Source organism: Arthrobacter sp. LT660 (assembly GCF_056172845.1).
This window is the reverse complement of record NZ_CM149651.1, coordinates 388616-408099: the sequence shown is the minus strand read 5'-3', so window position 1 is coordinate 408099 and position 19484 is coordinate 388616. Positions and strand designations below refer to the sequence as shown.

General features: G+C 69.0%; 18 protein-coding genes. 1 reads left to right on the top strand and 17 read right to left on the bottom strand.

The genetic code is table 11. The annotated features are described in order from the left end of the window. Positions 1-45: 45 nt before the first annotated feature. The 10 genes from AC0QSG_RS01905 to hisI all read right to left on the bottom strand — a co-directional run bounded on the left by AC0QSG_RS01905 (position 46) and on the right by hisI (position 13464). On the bottom strand, positions 46-1503 hold the full coding sequence (locus AC0QSG_RS01905) for a glutamate synthase subunit beta (protein ID WP_475376475.1): 1458 nt from the start codon (positions 1501-1503) through the stop codon (positions 46-48). After that, entirely contained in the window at positions 1496-6106 is a 4611-nt protein-coding gene (gene gltB / locus AC0QSG_RS01900; protein WP_475376474.1) for a glutamate synthase large subunit, read from the bottom strand. Before gltB ends, AC0QSG_RS01905 begins: the two co-directional genes overlap by 8 nt. Before the next feature lie 359 nt (positions 6107-6465). Next, the gene (lgt, locus tag AC0QSG_RS01895; protein WP_475376473.1) at positions 6466-7452 is read right to left on the bottom strand and encodes a prolipoprotein diacylglyceryl transferase; all 987 of its coding nucleotides are present in this window, start codon (positions 7450-7452) and stop codon (positions 6466-6468) included. Then, entirely contained in the window at positions 7449-8237 is a 789-nt protein-coding gene (trpA, locus tag AC0QSG_RS01890) for a tryptophan synthase subunit alpha (protein WP_475376472.1), read from the bottom strand. The genes lgt and trpA overlap by 4 nt, the downstream gene beginning before the upstream one ends. Further along, complete coding sequence (gene trpB, locus AC0QSG_RS01885; RefSeq protein WP_475376471.1) at positions 8237-9532, bottom strand: tryptophan synthase subunit beta; 1296 nt, start codon at positions 9530-9532, stop codon at positions 8237-8239. Before trpB ends, trpA begins: the two co-directional genes overlap by 1 nt. A 49-nt stretch (positions 9533-9581) precedes the next feature. After that, positions 9582-10412 (bottom strand): indole-3-glycerol phosphate synthase TrpC, encoded by an 831-nt coding sequence (gene trpC, locus AC0QSG_RS01880; RefSeq protein WP_435726017.1) that lies wholly within the window; start codon positions 10410-10412, stop codon positions 9582-9584. A gap of 2 nt (positions 10413-10414) precedes the next feature. Beyond that, positions 10415-10684 carry an HGxxPAAW family protein gene (locus AC0QSG_RS01875; protein ID WP_435726016.1) on the bottom strand — a complete coding sequence of 90 codons (270 nt, stop codon included), beginning with the start codon at positions 10682-10684 and terminating at the stop codon, positions 10415-10417. 130 nt (positions 10685-10814) lie between these two features. After that, positions 10815-11441: a Trp biosynthesis-associated membrane protein gene (locus AC0QSG_RS01870; RefSeq protein WP_475376470.1), complete on the bottom strand. Its 627-nt coding sequence runs from the start codon at positions 11439-11441 to the stop codon at positions 10815-10817. Further along, complete coding sequence (locus tag AC0QSG_RS01865) at positions 11438-12988, bottom strand: anthranilate synthase component I (protein ID WP_475376469.1); 1551 nt, start codon at positions 12986-12988, stop codon at positions 11438-11440. The genes AC0QSG_RS01870 and AC0QSG_RS01865 overlap by 4 nt, the downstream gene beginning before the upstream one ends. Positions 12989-13056: 68 nt before the next feature. Beyond that, positions 13057-13464 carry a phosphoribosyl-AMP cyclohydrolase gene (gene hisI, locus AC0QSG_RS01860; RefSeq protein WP_435726013.1) on the bottom strand — a complete coding sequence of 136 codons (408 nt, stop codon included), beginning with the start codon at positions 13462-13464 and terminating at the stop codon, positions 13057-13059. A gap of 94 nt (positions 13465-13558) precedes the next feature. Here hisI and AC0QSG_RS01855 point away from each other — a divergent pair, with 94 nt between their 5' ends. Then, positions 13559-14200 carry a TIGR03085 family metal-binding protein gene (locus tag AC0QSG_RS01855; RefSeq protein ID WP_475376468.1) on the top strand — a complete coding sequence of 214 codons (642 nt, stop codon included), beginning with the start codon at positions 13559-13561 and terminating at the stop codon, positions 14198-14200. A gap of 36 nt (positions 14201-14236) precedes the next feature. Here the strand turns inward: AC0QSG_RS01855 and AC0QSG_RS01850 are convergent, their stop codons facing one another. From AC0QSG_RS01850 to AC0QSG_RS01820, 7 genes are all read right to left on the bottom strand, one after another. Beyond that, complete coding sequence (locus tag AC0QSG_RS01850) at positions 14237-14956, bottom strand: GNAT family N-acetyltransferase (protein WP_475376467.1); 720 nt, start codon at positions 14954-14956, stop codon at positions 14237-14239. Positions 14957-14978: 22 nt separating this feature from the next. After that, positions 14979-15749 carry an imidazole glycerol phosphate synthase subunit HisF gene (hisF, locus tag AC0QSG_RS01845; RefSeq protein WP_435726010.1) on the bottom strand — a complete coding sequence of 257 codons (771 nt, stop codon included), beginning with the start codon at positions 15747-15749 and terminating at the stop codon, positions 14979-14981. 10 nt (positions 15750-15759) lie between these two features. Continuing rightward, complete coding sequence (gene hisG, locus AC0QSG_RS01840) at positions 15760-16608, bottom strand: ATP phosphoribosyltransferase (RefSeq protein ID WP_475376466.1); 849 nt, start codon at positions 16606-16608, stop codon at positions 15760-15762. 78 nt (positions 16609-16686) lie between these two features. After that, a complete protein-coding gene (locus tag AC0QSG_RS01835; RefSeq protein ID WP_435726008.1) occupies positions 16687-16950 on the bottom strand; it encodes a phosphoribosyl-ATP diphosphatase in 264 nt (87 codons plus the stop codon). A 68-nt stretch (positions 16951-17018) separates the two neighbouring features. Further along, entirely contained in the window at positions 17019-17501 is a 483-nt protein-coding gene (gene ribH / locus AC0QSG_RS01830; protein ID WP_435726007.1) for a 6,7-dimethyl-8-ribityllumazine synthase, read from the bottom strand. A 51-nt stretch (positions 17502-17552) separates the two neighbouring features. Next, positions 17553-18851, bottom strand: a complete 1299-nt coding sequence (ribB, locus tag AC0QSG_RS01825; protein ID WP_475376465.1) for a 3,4-dihydroxy-2-butanone-4-phosphate synthase — start codon at positions 18849-18851, stop codon at positions 17553-17555. Then, the gene (locus tag AC0QSG_RS01820) at positions 18848-19483 is read right to left on the bottom strand and encodes a riboflavin synthase (protein ID WP_435726005.1); all 636 of its coding nucleotides are present in this window, start codon (positions 19481-19483) and stop codon (positions 18848-18850) included. Before AC0QSG_RS01820 ends, ribB begins: the two co-directional genes overlap by 4 nt. Between the last annotated feature and the right edge of the window lies 1 nt (position 19484).

Below are 19484 nucleotides of genomic sequence, written 5' to 3'. Positions count from 1 at the left end.
CCGCCTTTCCTTTGTCCGGGTCCGGGACGCAGGACTGCGCCCCGGTCAGAGCATGCCGATGGACCGGTCCGTCGGCGCCACGGGCGCCGGCAGACGGGTTTCACCCATCAGATACTTGTCCACCGCGGCGGCGCAGGCGCGCCCTTCCGCGATGGCCCACACGATCAGAGACTGTCCGCGGCCGGCATCGCCGGCCGCAAACACGCCGGGCGTGTTGGTCATGTAATAACCGTCACGGGCGACGTTGCCCCGGTTGTCGAACTCAGTGCCGGCCTGTTCGCCGAGCCCTGCGGGCTCGGGCCCGGTGAAACCGAGGGCCAGGAATACGAGGTCGGCGGGAATGACACGTTCGGTGCCGGCCTTCGGGACTCGCTTTCCGTCCACGAATTCGGTCTCGGCCACCATGATGCCCGTCACACTTCCGCCCTCACCAACGAACTCTACCGTAGAGGCGAGGTAAGTGCGCTCCCCGCCTTCCTCGTGCGCGCTGGCGACCTCGAAGAGGTTGGGGAACATCGGCCAGGGCTGGTGCCCGGGCCGTTCCGTCGGCGGCTGCTGGCCGATAGCCAGCGTCGTCACGGATGCGGCCTTCTGGCGGTGTGCGGTGCCGATGCAGTCCGCGCCGGTGTCACCGCCACCGAGGATGACGACGTGCTTGCCGCGCGCGTCGATCTGGTCCTCGACCTCCTGGCCGGACACGACACGGTTGGACTGCACGAGGTAGTCCATGGCGTAGTGCACGCCCTGGAGGTCCCGGCCCGGGATCGGGAGGTCGCGCGGCACCGTGGCGCCGGTCGCGACCACGACGGCGTCGTAGCGCCGCCGCAGCTGGTCCCAGGAGATGTCCTTGCCGAGTTCGACGTTGGTGCGGAACCGCGTTCCCTCGGCCTCCATCTGCTCGAGGCGGCGGTCCAGAACCGTCTTTTCCATCTTGAAGTCCGGGATCCCGTAGCGCAGCAGCCCGCCGATGGCGTCGTCGCGCTCGTACACGGCGACCGTGTGGCCGGCGCGGGTCAGCTGCTGGGCCGCGGCCAGGCCGGCCGGGCCGGAGCCGACGACCGCGATCGTCTGGTCCGTGTGCCGTTGCGGCCGCAGCGGTTCCACAACCCCGTCCTCGAACGCCTGGTCGGCGATCGAGACCTCGATCTGCTTGATGGTGACCGCCGGCTGGTTGATGCCCAGCACGCAGGAGGATTCACAAGGAGCGGGGCAGAGCCGTCCGGTGAACTCGGGGAAGTTGTTGGTCGCGTGAAGTCGCTCGCTCGCCTCCCCCATGCGGCCCTTCCAGACCTGGTCGTTCCACTCCGGGATCAGGTTGCCCAGCGGGCACCCCTGATGGCAGAACGGCACGCCGCAATCCATGCATCGTCCCGCCTGCTCCTTCAGGGCCCCCGACTCCTGCCGCTCGTAGACCTCCTTGTAGTCCATGATGCGCACCGGCACGGGGCGCCGGGGCTGGGTGACGCGGTCGCGTACTTTCAGGAATCCACGCGGATCAGCCACGGGTTGCCTCCAAAATCCTGTTCCAAACGGCTTCGCCGTCCGGGTCGAGTCCTTCCGCTTCGGCAGCGGCACGGGTTTGCAGCACGGCGGCGTAGTCGCGCGGCATGATCTGCGTGATGCGGGCGACGGTGTCCTGGAAATCAAGCAGCAGCGTCGCCGCCAGCGTCGATCCCGTTTCCTCCGCGTGACGCGCGAGCAGGGCGCGCACCGTTTCGACGTCGTCGCCGGGAACGGCCTGCAGGATCAGTTCGCCGGCGTCGAGCGCCTGGCGGTTCACCTGTGCGCGGTCCAGATCCAGCACGTACGCCTGCCCGCCGGACATGCCGGCGCCGAAGTTGCGCCCCGTGGGGCCCAGAACCAGCGCCGTGCCCCCTGTCATGTACTCGCAACCGTGGTCGCCGATACCCTCGGCCACGGCCGTGGCTCCGGAGTTTCGCACGAGGAAACGCTCGCCCACGATCCCGCGCAGGAACATCTCCCCGCTCGTCGCGCCGTAGCCGATCACGTTGCCGGCGATAACGTTCCGCTCAGCGGCGAACGAGTTCGCGCGGTCCGGCCGGACGATGATCCGGCCGCCGGAGAGACCCTTGCCGACGTAGTCGTTCGAGTCGCCGAACAGCCGGATGGTGATGCCCTCCGGGAGGAAGGCCCCCAGCGACTGGCCGGCCTGGCCCGCGAGCGTCACGTCGATGGTGTCCGTGGCCAGCGTGTCCGTCCCGAACGTCCGGGTGACGGCGTTGCCCAGCATCGTGCCCACCGAACGGTCGGTGTTGACCACGTCGAGGCTGATGCGGACCGGCTGGCGGTTCTCCAGCGCATCCGCGCTCATCTCGATCAGGCGGTTGTCGAAGTGCTTTTCCAGCTCGTGGTTCTGGCCCACCATGTTGCGCACCGGGGAACCGTCGCCGTCGAAGCCCTGGAGGATCGGCTCCAGGTCGAGCCCCTCGGTCTTCCAGTGGTCGATCGCCGGCTTCTTGTCCAGCATCTCGGAGTGGCCGATGGCCTCGTCGATGGTGCGGAACCCGAGCTCGGCCAGGATCTCCCGGACCTCCTCCGCGAGGAATTCGAAGAAATTCACCACGAACTCCGGCTTGCCCGTGAAGCGCGAGCGCAGTTCCGGGTTCTGCGTGGCCACGCCGACAGGGCAGGTGTCCAGGTGGCAGACGCGCATCATGATGCAGCCCGACACCACCAGCGGCGCCGTGGCGAAACCGAACTCCTCGGCACCGAGCAGCGCGGCGATGACGACGTCGCGCCCCGTTTTGAGCTGGCCGTCCACCTGGACGACCACGCGGTCGCGCAGGCCGTTGAGCATCAGCGTCTGCTGCGTCTCTGCCAGTCCCAGCTCCCAGGGGGCCCCGGCGTGCTTGAGCGAGTTCAGCGGCGAGGCGCCCGTGCCGCCGTCGTGCCCGGAGACCAGCACAACGTCGGCCTTGGCCTTGGTCACGCCGGCGGCCACGGTGCCGATGCCCATCTCGGAGACGAGCTTGACGTGGACGCGCGCCCGGGGGTTGGCCCGCTTCGCGTCGTAGATCAGCTGCGCGAGGTCCTCGATGGAGTAGATGTCGTGGTGCGGGGGTGGCGAGATGAGGCCGACGCCCGGCGTCGAATGGCGCGTGCGCGCCACCCACGGGTACACCTTCTGGCTCATCAACTGGCCGCCCTCGCCCGGTTTGGCGCCCTGGGCCATCTTGATCTGGATGTCGTCGGCGTTGGTCAGGTACAGGCTCGTCACGCCGAAACGGCCGGAGGCGATCTGCTTGACCGCCGAACGGCGCTCCGGATCGAGCAGGCGGTCGACGTCCTCGCCGCCCTCGCCGGTGTTCGACTTGCCGCCCAGGCGGTTCATCGCGATGGCCAGCGTCTCGTGCGATTCCTTCGAGATGGATCCGTAGCTCATGGCCCCGGTGGAGAACCGCTTGACGATCGAGGAGACCGGCTCCACCTCGTCCAGCGGGACCGCGGGACGGACCCCCTCCTTGAAGCCGAGGAGACCGCGGAGCGTCATGAGGTCCCGGGACTGGTCGTCGACGCCGCGCGTGTAGGACTTGAAGATGTCGTAGCGGCGCTCGCGCGTGGCGTGCTGCAGCCGGAAAACGGTCTCCGGGTTGAACAGGTGCGGCGGGCCCTCCCGGCGCCACTGGTATTCGCCGCCGGTTTCCAGGACCCGGTGCGGTTCCTCGTTGCCGTCGGCGGGGTACGCGGCGGCGTGGCGGGCCGCCGCCTCCATGGCGATGACGTCGAGTCCGACTCCGCCCATCTGCGACTGGGTACCCGTGAAGTACTGGTCGACGACCTGCTGGGACAGACCCAGGGCCTCGAAGGTCTGGGCGCCGCAGTAGGAGGACACCGTGGAGATGCCCATCTTGGACATGATCTTCAGGACGCCCTTGCCGAGGCCCTTGATCATGTTCGCGTGCGCCGTCTCCGGCGTCGTGTCACCGAGGTCGCCGCGCAGCGCCATCTCCTCCACCGACTCCAGGGCCAGGTAGGGGTTGATGGCCGAGGCGCCGTAGCCGAGCAGCAGCGCCACGTGGTGCACCTCGCGCACGTCGCCGGTCTCCACGAGGAGCGACGTCTTCGTGCGGTTGGCGCTCTTGAGCAGGTGGTGGTGCACGGCGCTGAGCAGCAGCAGCGACGGGATGGGCGCCCACTGGGCGTTGGAGTCGCGGTCGGAAAGCACCACGAACTTCACACCGCGGTTGATCGCGGCGGAAACCTTTTCACAGATCTCCTGCAGGCGCTGCCGCAGTTCCTTCTCCCCGCCCTCCGGGCGGTACAGGCCACGGACCTTGAGGGACACCTTGGTCCCGTTGTCGTCGCGGAGGTTGGTGATCTTCGCCAGCTCGTCGTTGGTGACGACCGGGAACGTGAGGGCGATCTGCCGGGCCGTGACCTGTCCGGTGTCCAACAGGTTCCCGTCCGGTCCGATCGAACCGTGCATGCTGGTGACCAGTTCCTCGCGGATGGCGTCGAGCGGCGGGTTGGTGACCTGGGCGAACGACTGCGCGAAGTAGTCGAACAACAGCCGGGGCCGCTTGGAGAGGACGGCGATCGGGGTGTCCGACCCCATGGCGCCGAGGGGCTCCGCCCCGGTCTTGGCCATGGGCGCCAGAAGGATCGAGAGTTCCTCGTTCGTGTAGCCGAAGGTGCGCTGGCGCAGCGCGACGGAGGCGGGGGTGTGCACGACGTGTTCGCGTTCGGGCAGGTCCTCGAGCTTGATGACGTTCTGCTCGACCCACTCCTTCCACGGGTTTGCCGCGGCGACCTCGGCCTTGACCTCGCTGTCTTCGATGATGCGTCCGGCCTCGGTGTCGACCAGGAACATCTTCCCCGGCGAGACGCGGCCCTTGCGGACGATCTTCTCCGGCGCGATATCCACGACGCCGACCTCGGAGGCGAGGACAACCAGGCCGTCGTCGGTGACCCAGTAGCGCGCCGGCCGCAGGCCGTTGCGGTCCAGGACGGCGCCGACGAGGTTGCCGTCGGTGAACGACACGGCGGCCGGTCCGTCCCACGGCTCCATGAGCATCGAGTGGTACTGGTAGAAGGCCCGGCGGTCCGGGTCCATCGAGGTGTGGTTCTCCCACGCCTCGGGGATCATCATCATGATGGCCTGCGTGATGGGGCGCCCGGAGATCATCAGGAGTTCGGCGACCTCGTCGAACGACGCCGAGTCGGAGGCGCCCGGCGTGCAGATCGGGAAAAGCTCCTCGGGCACTTCGCCCAGCACGTCGCCGGCGAGCTGGGACTGGCGGGCGCGCATCCAGTTGCGGTTGCCCTTGACGGTGTTGATCTCACCGTTGTGCGCGATGGTGCGGAAGGGCTGAGCCAGCGGCCACGACGGGAACGTGTTGGTCGAGAAACGCGAGTGGACGATGCCGAGACGGGTTTTGAAACGCGCGTCGGACAGGTCCGGATAGAACGGCTCCAGCTGGGCCGTGGTCAGCATGCCCTTGTAGACGATCGTCTTCGAGGACAGCGAGGGAAAATACACGCCGTGCTTGTTCTGCGACCGCTTGCGCAACCGGAAGGCCCGGGCGTCCAGGTCCTCCACCGGAGTCGCGGTTCCCTCGGCGGGCGCCAGGAAGAGCTGAACGAACCGGGGCATGCAGGCGCGCGCCATGGCGCCGACGATGGACGCCTCGACCGGCACCTCGCGCCAGCCGAGCACGGCGAGGGACTCCTGCGCGGCCAGTTCCTCGATGCCTTCGCGGGCCGTGGCCTCGATGGTCGCCTCGTCCGGCAGGAAGGCCGTACCGACGACGTAGGAACCCGCCGGAGGCAGGTCGAAGTCCACGACCGCGCGGAAGAACTCGTCGGGAACCTGGGTGAGCAGTCCCGCGCCGTCGCCCGTGCCTTCGTCGGCGCCGACGGCGCCGCGGTGCTCGAGGTTGCGCAGGGCCGTCAGCGCCGCATCGACGATGTCGTGGCCCGGCTCCCCCCGAAGGGTGGCGATAACGGCCAGGCCGCACGCGTCCTTCTCGTTCTCCGGGTTGTAGAGGCCCGTGGCCTCGGGGATGTTGGCAAAGCTGGTGAAGGGCGACGTGGCGACCCCGTCCAGAGGGCGCTGTGCGCGCGGCTGATCTCCGGTCAGTTTCATGTTGTCCTTTCTCCGTATGGTGGTCTGCCACGGGGGTGGCGGCGCAAGGGTGCGGAGGGACGGCGTTGGCCCCTGGGCGGTCGAGGCCGGCGGTCGCCGACGGTGCCCGGTGAGTCGGATTTCCTCTGCGGCGCGGGGCTGCGCCGGAGGACGTCCGGCCGAGGTGGGCCGCCGGCTTGTACTGGCGGTGTTCCACGTAACGGTGGTCCACTTCATTGTGGTGTGCGGCCCCGGATTGCTCAAGGGAGTCCGCGCCTCTTCCGAAGCGGCCGACGCTTAAGGGTTGTGGTTCGGCGTGAAGCGGAAGTATGGAGAGATTAGCACCCCGCGGCCGGGCTCCCCCAGCCGCGGGGCATTCTTTACGCGGGGCCCGACTTGGTTTCCTCGGACCGCCGGGCAGGGGGGGTTGCGTCCGTCTCCGGCGCCCTTTCGCCACCCGGTTCGGCGCCGACTTGCTCGGGCGCGCGCCCCGGAAGATGGACCCCGGGATCCGGAAGACCGCTGAATCTCGCGGCGAGATAGGCGAAAACCATCAGGGCGACGACGAGCAACAGCAGCGACGTCCAGACGTTCAAGCGCTGCGTGAGGCCGAAGAAGGAGATCATTTCGGCGTCGTCGATGCGCATGGCCTCGATCCACAGGCGGCCGAGTGTGTAGTAGGCCACATAGGCCCAGAACATGGTGCCCCGGCGGAACCTGAACTTGCGGTCCAAAAGAAGCAGGATGGCCACGCCAGCGATGTTCCAGAGGAACTCGTAGAGGAACGTGGGGTGGAACAGCGTCCCCGGCAGGGCATCGGGCGGGAAGTTGGGGCTTGTCGCGTCGATCTCCAGACCCCATGGCAGGGTGGTCGGGCCGCCGAAGAGCTCCTGGTTGAACCAGTTGCCCCAACGTCCGATCGCCTGGGCCAGCAGGACGCCCGGCGCGGCGGCGTCGGCGAACGCCATCAGCCGCACGCCGTACCTGCGGCATCCGATCCACGCACCCACCAGCCCGAGGGCGACGGCGCCCCAGATGCCGAGCCCGCCGCGCCATATCTGCCAGATCAGGCTCAGATCGCCCGAACCGTCGAATCCGGGACCGAAGTACGCGTCCGGCGACGACAAGACGTGGTAGAGACGGCCACCGATGATCCCGAACGGGATGGCCCAGATGCAGATGTCCCAGACGACGCCGTCCGGCCCGCCCTTGGCCTGCCAGCGACGCGCGGTTAGCCACATGGCCGCCACGATGCCGGCCAGGATGCACAGCGCGTAGGCGTGGATGGTCAGCGGACCCACCGAGAGACTCGCGAATTCCGGCGGAGGGCTCGGGATGGAGGCGGGAAGAGCCGTGAACGGATTCATGCCGTCCCTCCCTTGCCGCTGAGTTCGGCCGTGAGCCGTCCGACGGCCTCGACCCCACCATCGCGCAGCGCGGCGACAAGGGCGGTTCCGACGATCACGCCGTCGGCGTATGCGCCAATCTCCTCCACGTGCTCGGCCCGCGAGACGCCGAGACCGACGCAGGCGCGCTCCGCGCCGGCCGCGTGCGCGGCCTCGACGACGGCGGCCGCGGTGTTCGCGACATTGCTCCGCGCTCCCGTGACGCCCATGATGGAGACGCAGTAGACGAATCCACGGCTTGCCTCCACCGTGGAGCGCATGCGTTCCACGGTCGAGCTCGGTGCGACCAGGAACACGCGGTCGAGCCCGTGCCTGTCAGAGGCCTCGAGCCATTCGGAGGCCTCGTCCGGAATCAGGTCCGGCGTGATCAGGCCGGCTCCGCCGGCCTCGGCAAGGCGACGGGAGAACTCGTTCACGCCCATCCGGAGCACGGGGTTCCAGTAGGTCATGACCAGCACCGCCGCATCGCAGCGCTCGGTGATGCCGCGGACCACGTCGAACACCTGCGCGACCCGGAAGCCGTCGGCCAGCGCCTGGACGGTCGCCGCCTGGATCACGGTGCCGTCCATGACCGGGTCCGAGTAGGGAATCCCGACCTCGATGATGTCCGCGCCGTTCTCGGCCATGGCCACGGCGGCGTCGATGGTCGTCTGCACGTCGGGGTAGCCGGCGGGCAGGTAGCAGATCAGCGCGGGACGGCCCTCCGCGCGGGCGCGTTCGATGGCTGCGGCGGACTTGCTCTGCATTACTTGTCCTGTCCTTCGGCGTCGTCGATGATGTCGAACCACTCGGCTGCGGTCCCCACGTCCTTGTCTCCGCGTCCCGAAAGGTTCACCACGACGATGGTTTCCTTCGGGTCCGCTCCGGCTTCCACCTTGCGCCGGCCGACCTTCATTGCCCCGGCCAGTGCGTGCGAGGACTCGATGGCGGGGATGATGCCCTCGGTGCGGCACAGCAGGCTGAACGCCTCCATGGCCTCCGCGTCGGTGATGGGTTCGTAGGCGACGCGCCCGATGTCGTGCAGGTGGGAGTGTTCCGGTCCGACGCCGGGGTAGTCCAGTCCCGCGGAGATGGAGTGTGATTCGGTGGTTTGGCCGTCGTCGTCCTGCATGAGATACGTCCGTGCGCCGTGTAGCACGCCGGGTTTGCCCAGGGTGATGGTTGCCGCGTGACGCGGGGTGTCCACCCCGTCCCCGCCGGCCTCGAAGCCGTAGAGTTCCACCGAGGGGTCGTCGAGGAAGCCGTGGAAGATGCCAATGGCGTTGGAGCCGCCGCCGATGCACGCGCAGACGGCGTCCGGGAGCCGTCCGGCCTGTTCCAGGACCTGTGCCCTAGCTTCCTCGCCGATGACCTCGTGGAAGAAGCGGACCATGGCCGGGAAGGGGTGCGCGCCGGCGGCGGTCCCGAGCAGGTAGTGGGTGTTGTCGACGTTGGCGACCCAGTCGCGCAACGCCTCGTTGATGGCGTCCTTCAGCGTCTTCGAACCGGCGGTGACGGGCACCACCGTGGCGCCGAGAAGGTTCATGCGGGCGACGTTGAGCGCTTGCCGGCGGGTGTCCTCGGCTCCCATGTAGACCACGCACTCCATCCCCATCAGGGCCGCGGCGGTGGCGCTGGCGACGCCGTGCTGGCCGGCGCCGGTCTCGGCAATGAGGCGGGTCTTGCCCATCCGCTTCGCCAGCAGCGCCTGGCCGAGGACGTTGTTGATCTTGTGCGAACCCGTGTGGTTCAGGTCCTCGCGCTTGAGGAAAACACGGACTCCCCCGGCGTGTTCCGCGAACCGCTTGGCCTCCGTCAGCAAAGACGGCCTGCCCGAGTAGTTGCGGTTCAGCTCGGCGATTTCGGCGGTGAACGCCGGATCCGCCTTGGCCTTCTCGAACGTGTCCTGCAGCTCGTCCAGCGCGGCGATCAGGGATTCGGGCATCCAGCGCCCGCCATAGCCGCCGAAGTAGGGGCCGGGGGCATTGCGGAGGCTGGGACCGCCGTCGAGGAAGGCGTCGACCGGATCGGTCGCCTCTGGCTGGCTGGGGGTCTCGGTCATGGTGTGGCCGTCCTGTCTGGCTGGAGGGAAAGCTGGAAGGTGCGCCCGATCAGGCCCTGCGGGCGGGCCGCGCGGCGGTGCCGGTCGCGATGAAGGCCCGGACGGCGTCGGCCGGAGTGTTGTCCTTCACCAGGGCTTCGCCGACGAGGATCGCGTCGGCGCCGTGCGCGGCGTAGTCCGCGACGTCGTCGGCTCCGCGCACCCCGGATTCGGCGATGATCACGCACGTGGACGGAATCCTGTCCGCCAGGCGGGCGAAGTTGGACCGGTCGACGTCGAGCGTCTTGAGGTTGCGCACGTTCACGCCGATGATGCGGGCGCCGACGGCCACCGCGCGGTCCACTTCCTCTTCCGTGTGCGTCTCGACCAGGGCGTTCATGCCCAAGTCGTGCGTCAGCGCCAAAAGCTCGGCCAGCGTCGCGTCGTCCAGTGCGGCCACGATCAGCAGGATCAGGTCGGCACCGTGGGCACGCGCCTCGAGGATCTGGTACGGCTCCACCGTGAAGTCCTTGCGGAGCAGCGGCAGGTCGACCGCGGCGCGGACGGCGTCGAAATCCGCCAGCGAGCCGCCGAAGCGGCGCTCCTCGGTGAGCACGGAAATGACGGAGGCCCCGCCGTCGCGGTACTGGCGCGCCAAGATGGCGGGTTCCGGGATGTCCGCGAGGGCGCCCTTGGACGGGCTTTTGCGCTTGATCTCGGAAACCACCCGCAGGATGGTGTCGCGGCCTGTCCCGTCGGACGTGCCGCCGAGGGTGGCAAAGGCGTCGCGGGCCGGCGCTGCGGCGAGGGCCAACGCGCGGATGGAGGCCGCGTCGATGTCCGACTGCCGCCCCCGCAGGTCCTCGCGGACGCCCGAAATGATGTCGTCGAGAACGCTCACGCCTAGTGGCCGTTGTCCTTGGACTTGCTGCCGCCGACGCCGTAGCCGATCTTCTTCATGAACCAGCCGGCCACGAGACCGAGGATCACCACGACGGAGCCCACCGCCAGAAGCGGCACGTTCGTGATGGCGAATCCCACGCAACCGAGGAGCGCGCCGATCAGCATGATGCCCACGGCGGTCCACGCCGCAACACTGTTTCCGTGCCCGATCGGCTCCGCGTGCATTGGATCGAAACCGTGTCCGGTGGTGGCTTCGGCTTTGGTGGCCATGGCTGTTCTGCTCCTCGTCGGCTGGGTTGTCCGGGGAATGCGTCCCGGGTCGAAACTAGTTACATTCTGCCATTCTTTTCCCCGGCGGGACGCCATGTTGCGCCCCGCGGCGGCACCCCAGCGCATGCCGTCAGCGGGTGGGGTCCTCGCCGCGGGAGAGGCTGTCCCAACCGTCGATTTCGTTGACCGGGCCCGCCGCCGGACCCGCCGCGGACGGCGCTTCCGGGGCTGAGGGCGCGGCGTACTTGCGGTTGGCCCGCCAGTGCCGTCCGGTCGCGGCGAGCACGATGCCGCAGCCGATCGCCCAAACACCGGCCGCGAGGGCCACCCAGGGCCAGAACCGCACGTCGTAGGCGCCGTCCACGGTCGGCGTCCCCGCCGCCGCCCCGACGGCGGAGGCCGCGGCGCCGAGTGGGTCCGCGACGACGGCGAAGGCGGACGCCACGATGCCCGCCCCGGAGGCGGCCAACAGCACGGCAATGACGTACCGCGCCACGGGCCCGGCGATCGCAGCGGCCACGGAGCCCGCGAGCGCGACGACGGCCAGCGCCGCCACCGCGGTGGCCGCCTCCGAACCCGCCACGTCGATGGGTGCCGGGTTGATCGCCCCCTCGGCGGGAAGCACGCGGATCCACACGCGTGTGGCGGTGGCGAGCGCGGCGATGGCGCCGAGGACCCCGGCCAACACCACGCCGCGGCGCGACGGAGGCCAGAACCGGCGGATCGTCGCGGCCGACCCGCCCGCGGAGCCGGTCATGGAGTCGTCCCCGCCGGCCGCATGCTGCCGGCGGCCCACACCGCCCTCAGTGGTGCCGCGGACTTGTTGATGCTCTCCAACGATTCGGCCTCGGGGTCCGAGTCGGCGACGATTCCGCCGCCGGCCTGAACGTAGGCGCGGCCGTCCTTCATCAGGGCGGAGCGGATGGCGATGGCCATGTCCATGTCGCCGGCGAAGTCGAGGTAGCCCACGACGCCTCCGTACACGCCGCGGCGTTGCGGCTCCATCTCATCCAACAGCCGGAGCGCGCGCGGCTTGGGCGCCCCGGAGAGCGTCCCGGCGGGGAACGTCGCGGCCAGCACGTCGTACGACGTGGCCCCGTCGGACAACCGGCCGACGACGTTGCTCACCAGATGCATGATGTGGCTGAAACGCTCGACCTCCATGAACTGGCTCACCTCGACGGTTCCCGGTTCGCACACCTTGGACAGGTCGTTGCGGGCGAGGTCCACCAGCATCAGGTGCTCCGCGCGTTCCTTCTCGTCCGCCAGCAGGTCCTTCTCGAAGACCAGGTCGTCCTCGTAGGTCGCACCCCGGGGGCGCGAGCCGGCGATGGGATGCGTGACGACGTGCCGGTCGTTGACGGTCACCAACGCCTCCGGCGAGGAACCGACGATCGAGTACCGGCCGCCGTGGGTGTCCTCCATGTTGAAGAGGTACATGTAGGGGCTGGGGTTGGTGGTGCGCAGGATCCGGTAGACATCCAGCGGGTCGGCGTCGGTCTGGAGTTCGAAGCGGCGCGAGACGACGACTTGGAAGACCTCGCCGTCCACGATCGCCTCCTTGCCCCTGAGGATGGCCTGCCGGTACGACTGCTCGTCCCAGCTGTGCGTGACGGCCCGCATGAGCTCGTCTTGTGGCACGTCGGCGCCGCTGAAGGCGGAGACGTCCGCCGGAGCGGCATCGTCGAGCCGGGCCAGCATGTTCCGGATGCGTTCGACGGCGTGTGCGTACGCGCCGTCGACGCCGGTCTCGGCGCCGTCTTGGTTGATGGCGTTCGCGATGAGTGTGACGCTGCCGTCGGTGTTGTCGTGGGCAGCCATGTCGCCGACGAGGTTCATGGCGAGTTCGGGCAGTCCGAGGTCGTCGTGCGGCGGGTTCGGCAGACGCTCCCAGTGGCGCACGGCCTCCCAGCCGATGAAACCGACCATCCCCGAGGTGAGCGGCGGCAACCCGTCCAGCGGTTCGGTGCGCAGCATGGCAACGGTGTCGCGGAGGATCTCGACGGGGTTGCCCTCCGTGGGGATCCCCACCGGAGGGTTGCCGATCCAGTGGGGCTCGCCGTCCCGCGTGGTCAGCGTCGCGGGCGAGCCGCAACCGATGAACGAGTAGCGGCTCCAGACGCCTCCGGCCGCGGCGCTTTCCATGAGGAACGTGCCGGGCCGGCCACCGGACAGCCGGCCGTAGATCGCGATGGGCGTGAGGGAATCGGCGAGCACGCGCAGCGACACCGGGATCACCCGTCGGGTGCGTGCGAGCTCGCGGAACTCCTCGAGCGTTGGGGAGATGACCCCGAGTCCTTGCATTTTCGTGGAGACCTTCCTCGTCGGGCGTGGGTGTGGGCAGCGGCCGTGGACCGGCGGAGCGTCAAGCTTCAGGCGAAGGACGCTACGGACGCGCCTAGGTCCCGCCCGTCGAAGCACGTTCGCGTGCCCGTGTGGCATGCGGCGCCGACCTGGTCGACCCGCACCAGCAGTGCGTCGCCGTCGCAGTCCAGGGCCACGGAGCGGACGTGCTGGACGTGTCCCGAGGTGTCGCCCTTGCGCCAGTACTCTTCGCGCGAGCGCGACCAGTAGGTGACTCGTCCGCTCGTGAGGGTCCTGCGCAGCGCTTCCTCGTCCATCCAACCCAGCATCAGGACCTCGCCCGTGTCGTGCTGTTGGACGATGGCCGCCACCAGGCCGGCGTCGTCCTTCTTGAGGCGCGCCGCGATGCCGCTGAGTGCGCCGAGACCGCCGGGCGCGGCGTCGGGGTCCGGTGGGGAAGCTGGGTTGTTGGACATCGGTTCCAGTCTAGTCGCTCGCGTGCCGGCCCCGCCGTCGACGACCGCTACGCGGCCCTGCCAAACGCGCCGCACCGTGCTAGTTTCGGAGGTGATGAGATTCGTACCTCCTTCGCGCGAAGTCCTGGCTGAGGTCCTGCTGGCGGCCGGACCTGATGAGTCGACCCTGTGCACCGGTTGGCGCACCCGTCACCTCGCGGCCCACCTGTATCTCCGTGAACACCATCCACTGGCCGCGGGCATCACCATCAAGGCATTCGCCGGCCCGCTGGGCCGGGCAATTAACCGGCTCGCCGGCGAGGCATCCATCTCCGGGAGGTACGCCGAACTGGTGGGGCGTTTCGCTCATGGACCGGGCAGGCTGTCCCCCTTGGCGGTGCCCGCGGTGGACCATGCCGCCAACCTGGTGGAGTTCTTCGTGCACACGGAGGACGTGCGCCGCGCCGGTGAACGCTGGGCACCGCGCGTGCTGGACTCGGAATACTCCGACGAACTGTGGCTGGCACTCGTGCGGGGAGCCGCCGTGCTCTACCGCGGGGTGGACGTCGGCATCATCCTCCGCCGCCCCGACGGTCGGCGGCATGTGGTCCGCCGCGCCCCGACCTCGGTGGCCATCACCGGCGAACCGGCCGAACTTTTGATGCACGCCTACGGCCGCCGAGGCCAGGCGCTCGTGACCTTCGAGGGTGCTGAAGACGCGGTCGCACTGCTCTCCAGTGCGGATCTGCGAACCTGACTCGTCCGGACGAGGCGGTGCGCAGCCCGGACGCCCTTAGAGTGTCCGCGTTCGGTAGTGGTAGTTGGAGGCCGTGGTGAAACCCAGCGCGTCATTCAGCAGGATGGCGCCCACGTTGCTTTCGCGCACCTGAAGCCAGACACCCTCGAGACCGCGTTCGGCCGCGTTCCGCAGCAGCGCCTCCAGTACGGCTTTCGAGAGGCCCTGGCGACGGAATCCGGCCCGAGTGCCCACGCAGTACATGCCCCCGTATGATCCGACCAGCGCCATGCGCGCGATGGCCGCGACGGTGCCGTCCGCTGTCAGGGCGGCGTAGACGGCGGGCGAGCCGAGCAGGATCTGCCGCGAGATCGTTCGGTCGGCCGGCGCGCTCGGGCCCTCGTGTTCCCAGAAGAGCTCCAGCCAACGTTCATCCGGTTGGCGCGTCAGTTCCACGCGCGGGTCGACGGGGAGGTCGGCGAACTTCGGCAGGTCGATGCCCTCCATCACCTGGACCAGCGTGGGGCTGCCGGCCGCGTAGCCGCGCTCGCCGAGGCGCGCGTCCAGATCCGCCGGCTGCGTTGCCGGCGTGATCTGGAACACCGCGTCCAGCCAGCGTTCGGCACTGCGCCGCTCGACCTCCGCGACTGCGGCGTCGACGTCGGAGGGGGTTTCCAGCGCCAGCACGGAATTGGCGCGGCGCGTGACGCCCGCGGCGTAGCGCAGCAGCCATCCGTCGACCTTTCCGCGTTCCAGGGCGGGCCAACCCTCGTTCATCAGTCCATCGAGGAACGCCGGGTTAGCGAACAGGGAAACCAGCCTCCCTGATCGCGTCCTTCACCCGGGCGATCATGTCCACGGGACCGAAATGGAAAATCGAGGCCGCCAGCACGGCGTCGGCGCCCGCGGCGATGGCCGCCGGAAAGTGCTCGGGGGATCCCGCGCCCCCGGAGGCGATTAACGGCACCTTGACCGCGGCGCGGACCGCCGCGATCATCTCGAGGTCGAAGCCCTGCTTCGTGCCGTCGGCATCGATCGAGTTCAGCAAGATCTCCCCCACGCCCCGCTCGGCGGCCTCTCGTGCCCACCCGATGGCGTCGATTCCGGTGCCCGTGCGGCCTCCGTGTGTGGTTACCTCGAACCCGGACGGAACGGAGGGATCCGCGGTGCGGCGAGCGTCCAGGGACAGGACGAGTACCTGTGAACCGAACCGCTGGGTGATCTCGCTGATGATCTCGGGCCGCGCGACGGCGGCCGTGTTGATGGAGGCCTTGTCGGCGCCGGCGCGCAGCAGCCGATCGACGTCGTCAGCGCTGCGGACGCCGCCACCGACGGTCAGCGGGATGAAGACTTCCTCGGCGCTCTGGCCGACGACGTCGTATGTGGTCTCGCGGTTGCCCGAGGAAGCGGTGACGTCCAGGAACGTCAGTTCGTCCGCCCCGGCGAGGTTGTAGCGCTTTGCCAGCTCCACCGGATCCCCGGCGTCGCGAAGTCCCTCGAAGTTGATGCCCTTCACAACCCGGCCCGCGTCGACGTCCAGGCAGGGAATGACTCGGATGGCTACGCTCACGGCGGCTCCTCTAGATACGGCAGGCGTGGATGGTGCTGACCAGAATGGCGCGGGCGCCGAGATCGTAGAGCTCGTCCATGATGTTGTTGGTCTGCGATTTGCGGACCATCGAACGGACGGCGACCCAAGCCCCGTCCTGCAAAGACGAAACCGTGGGCGACTCGAGCCCTGGGGTGAGGGCGCAGGCCTGATCCACGAGGTCACGCCGGATGTCGTAGTCGAGCATGGCGTACTGGCGGGCCACGAGGACCCCCTGCAAACGGCGGATCAGAACCTCGGAGCCGACGGAGTTTTCCCCCGTCCGGCCGATCATCACGGCCTCGGAGTTCAGGATCGCTTCGCCGAACGTCTCCATCCCGGCCGCGCGCAGCGTGCTGCCGGTCTCCACGACATCGGCGATGGCATCCGCGACGCCCAGCCGGACCGAGGATTCGACCGCGCCGTCCAGCCGGACCACTTGGGCGTCGATTCCGCGCGCCTCGAGATAGCCGCGCAGCAGGCCGTCGTAGCTGGTAGCAATGCGCTTTCCGTGCAGCTCCTGAACCGAGGAGAAGTCGCCGACCGGACCCGCGAATCGGAACGTCGAGGCTCCGATTCCCAGTGGAAGCCGTTCCTCGGCGTCCCCGTTGACCTCCGCGTCGAGGAACAGGTCGCGCCCGGTGATGCCGACGTCGAGGATGCCCCGACCGACGTAGACGGCGATGTCACGCGGGCGGAGGTAGAAGAACTCGACGTCGTTGTCCGCGTCCACCAGCACCAGCTCGCGGTTGTCGCGGCGCTGGCGGTATCCGGATTCGGTCAGCATGGAGGTCGCGGCCTCCGAAAGTGCGCCCTTGTTGGGCACGGCTACTCGCAACATGGTGCGGCTCGTTTCTGGTCTGGAGGTGGTGCCTGTGCCGGCTGGTCTACGTTTCTTCGCCGCGGCCGTGGCCGTCGGCTACAGATGCTTGTAAACGTCCCGCAGCGTCAGGCCCTTGGCCAGCATCATCACCTGAAGGTGGTAAAGCAACTGCGAGATTTCCTCGGCAGCCTCCTCGTCCGATTCGTACTCGGCGGCCATCCATACCTCGGCGGCCTCCTCGACGATCTTCTTGCCGATGCCGTGCACACCCGAGTCGAGCTCCGCGGTGGTGCGCGATCCGGCGGGGCGGGCCACGGCCTTCTCGGAGAGTTCGGCAAAAAGGGTGTCAAAGGTTTTCACGGCACAAGCCTAGCGGTTGGCCCGGTGCCGCCCGGCACTGGGCCAACCAATGTGACGAATTCCTCGGATCACCGGCCGGAGAGCACCAGGGCCGTCTGCAGGGCCGCCGCCATGGCTTCGTGGCCCTTGTCCTCGACGGAGCCCGGGAGCCCGGCGCGGTCCAGCGCCTGCTGTTCGTTGTCGCATGTCAGTACGCCGAACCCCACGGGCGTTCCCGTCCGCACGGAGACGTCTGTCAGGCCGGCGGTGGCGCCCTGGCACACGAATTCGAAATGGGGCGTGCCGCCGCGGATGACCACGCCCAGTGCCACGACGGCGTTGTATCCGTGCGCCAGCCGTGCGGCCACGACGGGCAGTTCGAACGTTCCGGGGACACGCACGACATCCGGCACGTCGATGCCCGCCTCGGCCGCGGCACGCAGGGCGCCGTCGACGAGGCCGTCCATGATCTGCTCGTGCCAGCTCGCCGCGATGATGATGGCCTTCAGACCGGCCTTGCCGGCGGCCGCGAGATCCTCGGCCCCGACGGCCGGGGCTCCGTGTCCACTCATGTTTTGTTCTCCCTTTGTTTGATTGACGTTTGGTTCCGGCCCGAAAGCCGGCTATTCGGCACTGGGCGCCGTGAACGCTCCGGCGGCGATGCTGTGCCGCATGCGTTCGCGCTTGGTTTGCAGGTACCGCGTGTTTTCCGGCCTGGCGGCCACATGGCTGGGAATGGTTTCGACGACGTCGATGCCGGACTCGGTCAGCCAGGTCTCCTTGAGCGGGTTGTTGGTGATCAAGCGGATGGACGAGTGCCCGAGGCTCAACAGGATCGCCGCCGCGGCGTCGTAGCGGCGCGCGTCGACGGGCAGGCCCAGTTGTTCGTTGGCCTCCACGGTGTCCGCCCCGCCGTCCTGCAGCGCGTACGCCCTGATCTTGTTGGCCAGCCCGATCCCCCTCCCCTCGTGTCCCCGTAGGTAGACCACCGTCCCGCCCACGGCGGCGATCGCGGCCAGGGCGGCAGACAGCTGTTCGCCGCAGTCGCAACGGTAGGACCCGAACACGTCCCCGGTCAGGCATTCCGAGTGCAGGCGGACCAGCGGCGCGGGTCCAGGTATCTGGGACGGGTCAACCGGACCCGCGGGGGCCTGCGCCCCGCCGACGACGGGCGCCGTGAAGGTGAGGTGTTCGTCGCCGCTGCCGCGCACGGTCCACGCCTGGACGGTGAAGACACCCTGCGCGGTTGGAACCGACACCGCGGGCCCGCCGACGACGGAAGCGGGCTCGGGGGTGTGGGCCTGCGCCGGGCCGCCGGCGGCAAGGTAGTTCGCGAGGTCCTCGATGCTGATCAGCGGAATGTCCCACGTGGTGGCGAATTCGCGCAGCGCCGGCAGCCGCATCATGGTGCCGTCGTCGTGCACCAGTTCCGCGATGGCTCCAACCGGCTGCAGCCCTGCCAGGCGGCAGAGGTCCACGGACGCCTCGGTGTGGCCGCGCCGCTGCAGCACGCCCCCGTCCACCGCGCGCAGCGGGAAGATGTGGCCCGGCCGGGTGAAGTCGCCGATCCCGCTCTCGGGGTCGCCGAGAAGGCGAACCGTGGTCGCGCGGTCCGCGCCGCTGATGCCGGTGGTGATGCCGGCGGCCGCGTCGCACGAGACGGTGTACGCGGTGCCTTTGGCGTCCTCGTTGACCTCGACCATCGGAGGCAGGCCCAGTGCGTCGGCCCGTTCGCCGGGCAGCGGGACGCAGACGACGCCGGAGGTGTGCCGGATGGTCCAGCCCATGAGTTCCGGCGTGGCGAACTCTGCGGCGAAGATGATGTCGCCTTCGTTTTCGCGGTCCTCGTCATCGACGACGACGACGGCGCGTCCCGCCGCGATGGCCGCGACGGCGGTCTCGATCGGGTCCAGGATGCTCATGCGTGGCTCCCCCTGTCCGGCGCCGCGAACGAGGTCAGGCGCTCGATGTATTTCGCCATGACGTCCACCTCCAGGTTGACGGGATCCCCCACGCGGCGGAATCCGAGGACCGTGTCGCGCAGGGTGGTCGGGATGACCCCGACCTCGAACCATTGATCCGCCTCGCCGGCCGGAGAAACCTCCGTCACGGTGAGCGAGACGCCGTCGATCGCGATCGATCCCTTCCGTGCGACGTACCGCGCCAGCTCCCGCGGCACCGAGAAACGCAACCGATCCCAGTTCCCCCGGCCCTCGCGTTCGATGAGCGTGCCGACGCCGTCGACGTGCCCCTGGACCACGTGTCCGTCCAGCCGGCCTCCCGCCGGGACGCACCGCTCGAGATTCACGTTGTCGCCGACCGCGAGGGAGCCCGTGGTGGTGTGGCGCAGGGTTTCGCCCATGACGTCGATGTCCACGCGGTCGCCGTCGATCGCCGTGGCGGTGAGACAGACGCCGTTGATGGCGAGGGAGCCGCCGAGGCCCAGGTCGGCCGCGTGCCCCGGCGCCGAGACGGACAGCACGACGGCGTCACCCTCGCCCTCCGGACGGATGGCCTCGATGCGGCCGAGGCCGCTGATGATTCCGGTAAACATT

What these genes read in the sequence shown, in the direction of transcription:
- gltB (WP_475376474.1), bottom strand. Translation starts at nt 6,106, where the DNA reads ATGAAACTGACCGGAGATCAGCCGCGCGCACAGCGCCCTCTGGACGGG.
- lgt (WP_475376473.1), bottom strand. Translation starts at nt 7,452, where the DNA reads ATGAATCCGTTCACGGCTCTTCCCGCCTCCATCCCGAGCCCTCCGCCG.
- trpA (WP_475376472.1), bottom strand. Translation starts at nt 8,237, where the DNA reads ATGCAGAGCAAGTCCGCCGCAGCCATCGAACGCGCCCGCGCGGAGGGC.
- trpB (WP_475376471.1), bottom strand. Translation starts at nt 9,532, where the DNA reads ATGACCGAGACCCCCAGCCAGCCAGAGGCGACCGATCCGGTCGACGCC.
- AC0QSG_RS01875 (WP_435726016.1), bottom strand. Translation starts at nt 10,684, where the DNA reads ATGGCCACCAAAGCCGAAGCCACCACCGGACACGGTTTCGATCCAATG.
- AC0QSG_RS01870 (WP_475376470.1), bottom strand. Translation starts at nt 11,441, where the DNA reads ATGACCGGCTCCGCGGGCGGGTCGGCCGCGACGATCCGCCGGTTCTGG.
- AC0QSG_RS01865 (WP_475376469.1), bottom strand. Translation starts at nt 12,988, where the DNA reads ATGCAAGGACTCGGGGTCATCTCCCCAACGCTCGAGGAGTTCCGCGAG.
- hisI (WP_435726013.1), bottom strand. Translation starts at nt 13,464, where the DNA reads ATGTCCAACAACCCAGCTTCCCCACCGGACCCCGACGCCGCGCCCGGC.
- AC0QSG_RS01855 (WP_475376468.1), top strand. Translation starts at nt 13,559, where the DNA reads ATGAGATTCGTACCTCCTTCGCGCGAAGTCCTGGCTGAGGTCCTGCTG.
- AC0QSG_RS01850 (WP_475376467.1), bottom strand. Translation starts at nt 14,956, where the DNA reads ATGAACGAGGGTTGGCCCGCCCTGGAACGCGGAAAGGTCGACGGATGG.
- hisG (WP_475376466.1), bottom strand. Translation starts at nt 16,608, where the DNA reads ATGTTGCGAGTAGCCGTGCCCAACAAGGGCGCACTTTCGGAGGCCGCG.
- ribH (WP_435726007.1), bottom strand. Translation starts at nt 17,501, where the DNA reads ATGAGTGGACACGGAGCCCCGGCCGTCGGGGCCGAGGATCTCGCGGCC.
- ribB (WP_475376465.1), bottom strand. Translation starts at nt 18,851, where the DNA reads ATGAGCATCCTGGACCCGATCGAGACCGCCGTCGCGGCCATCGCGGCG.
- AC0QSG_RS01820 (WP_435726005.1), bottom strand. Translation starts at nt 19,483, where the DNA reads ATGTTTACCGGAATCATCAGCGGCCTCGGCCGCATCGAGGCCATCCGT.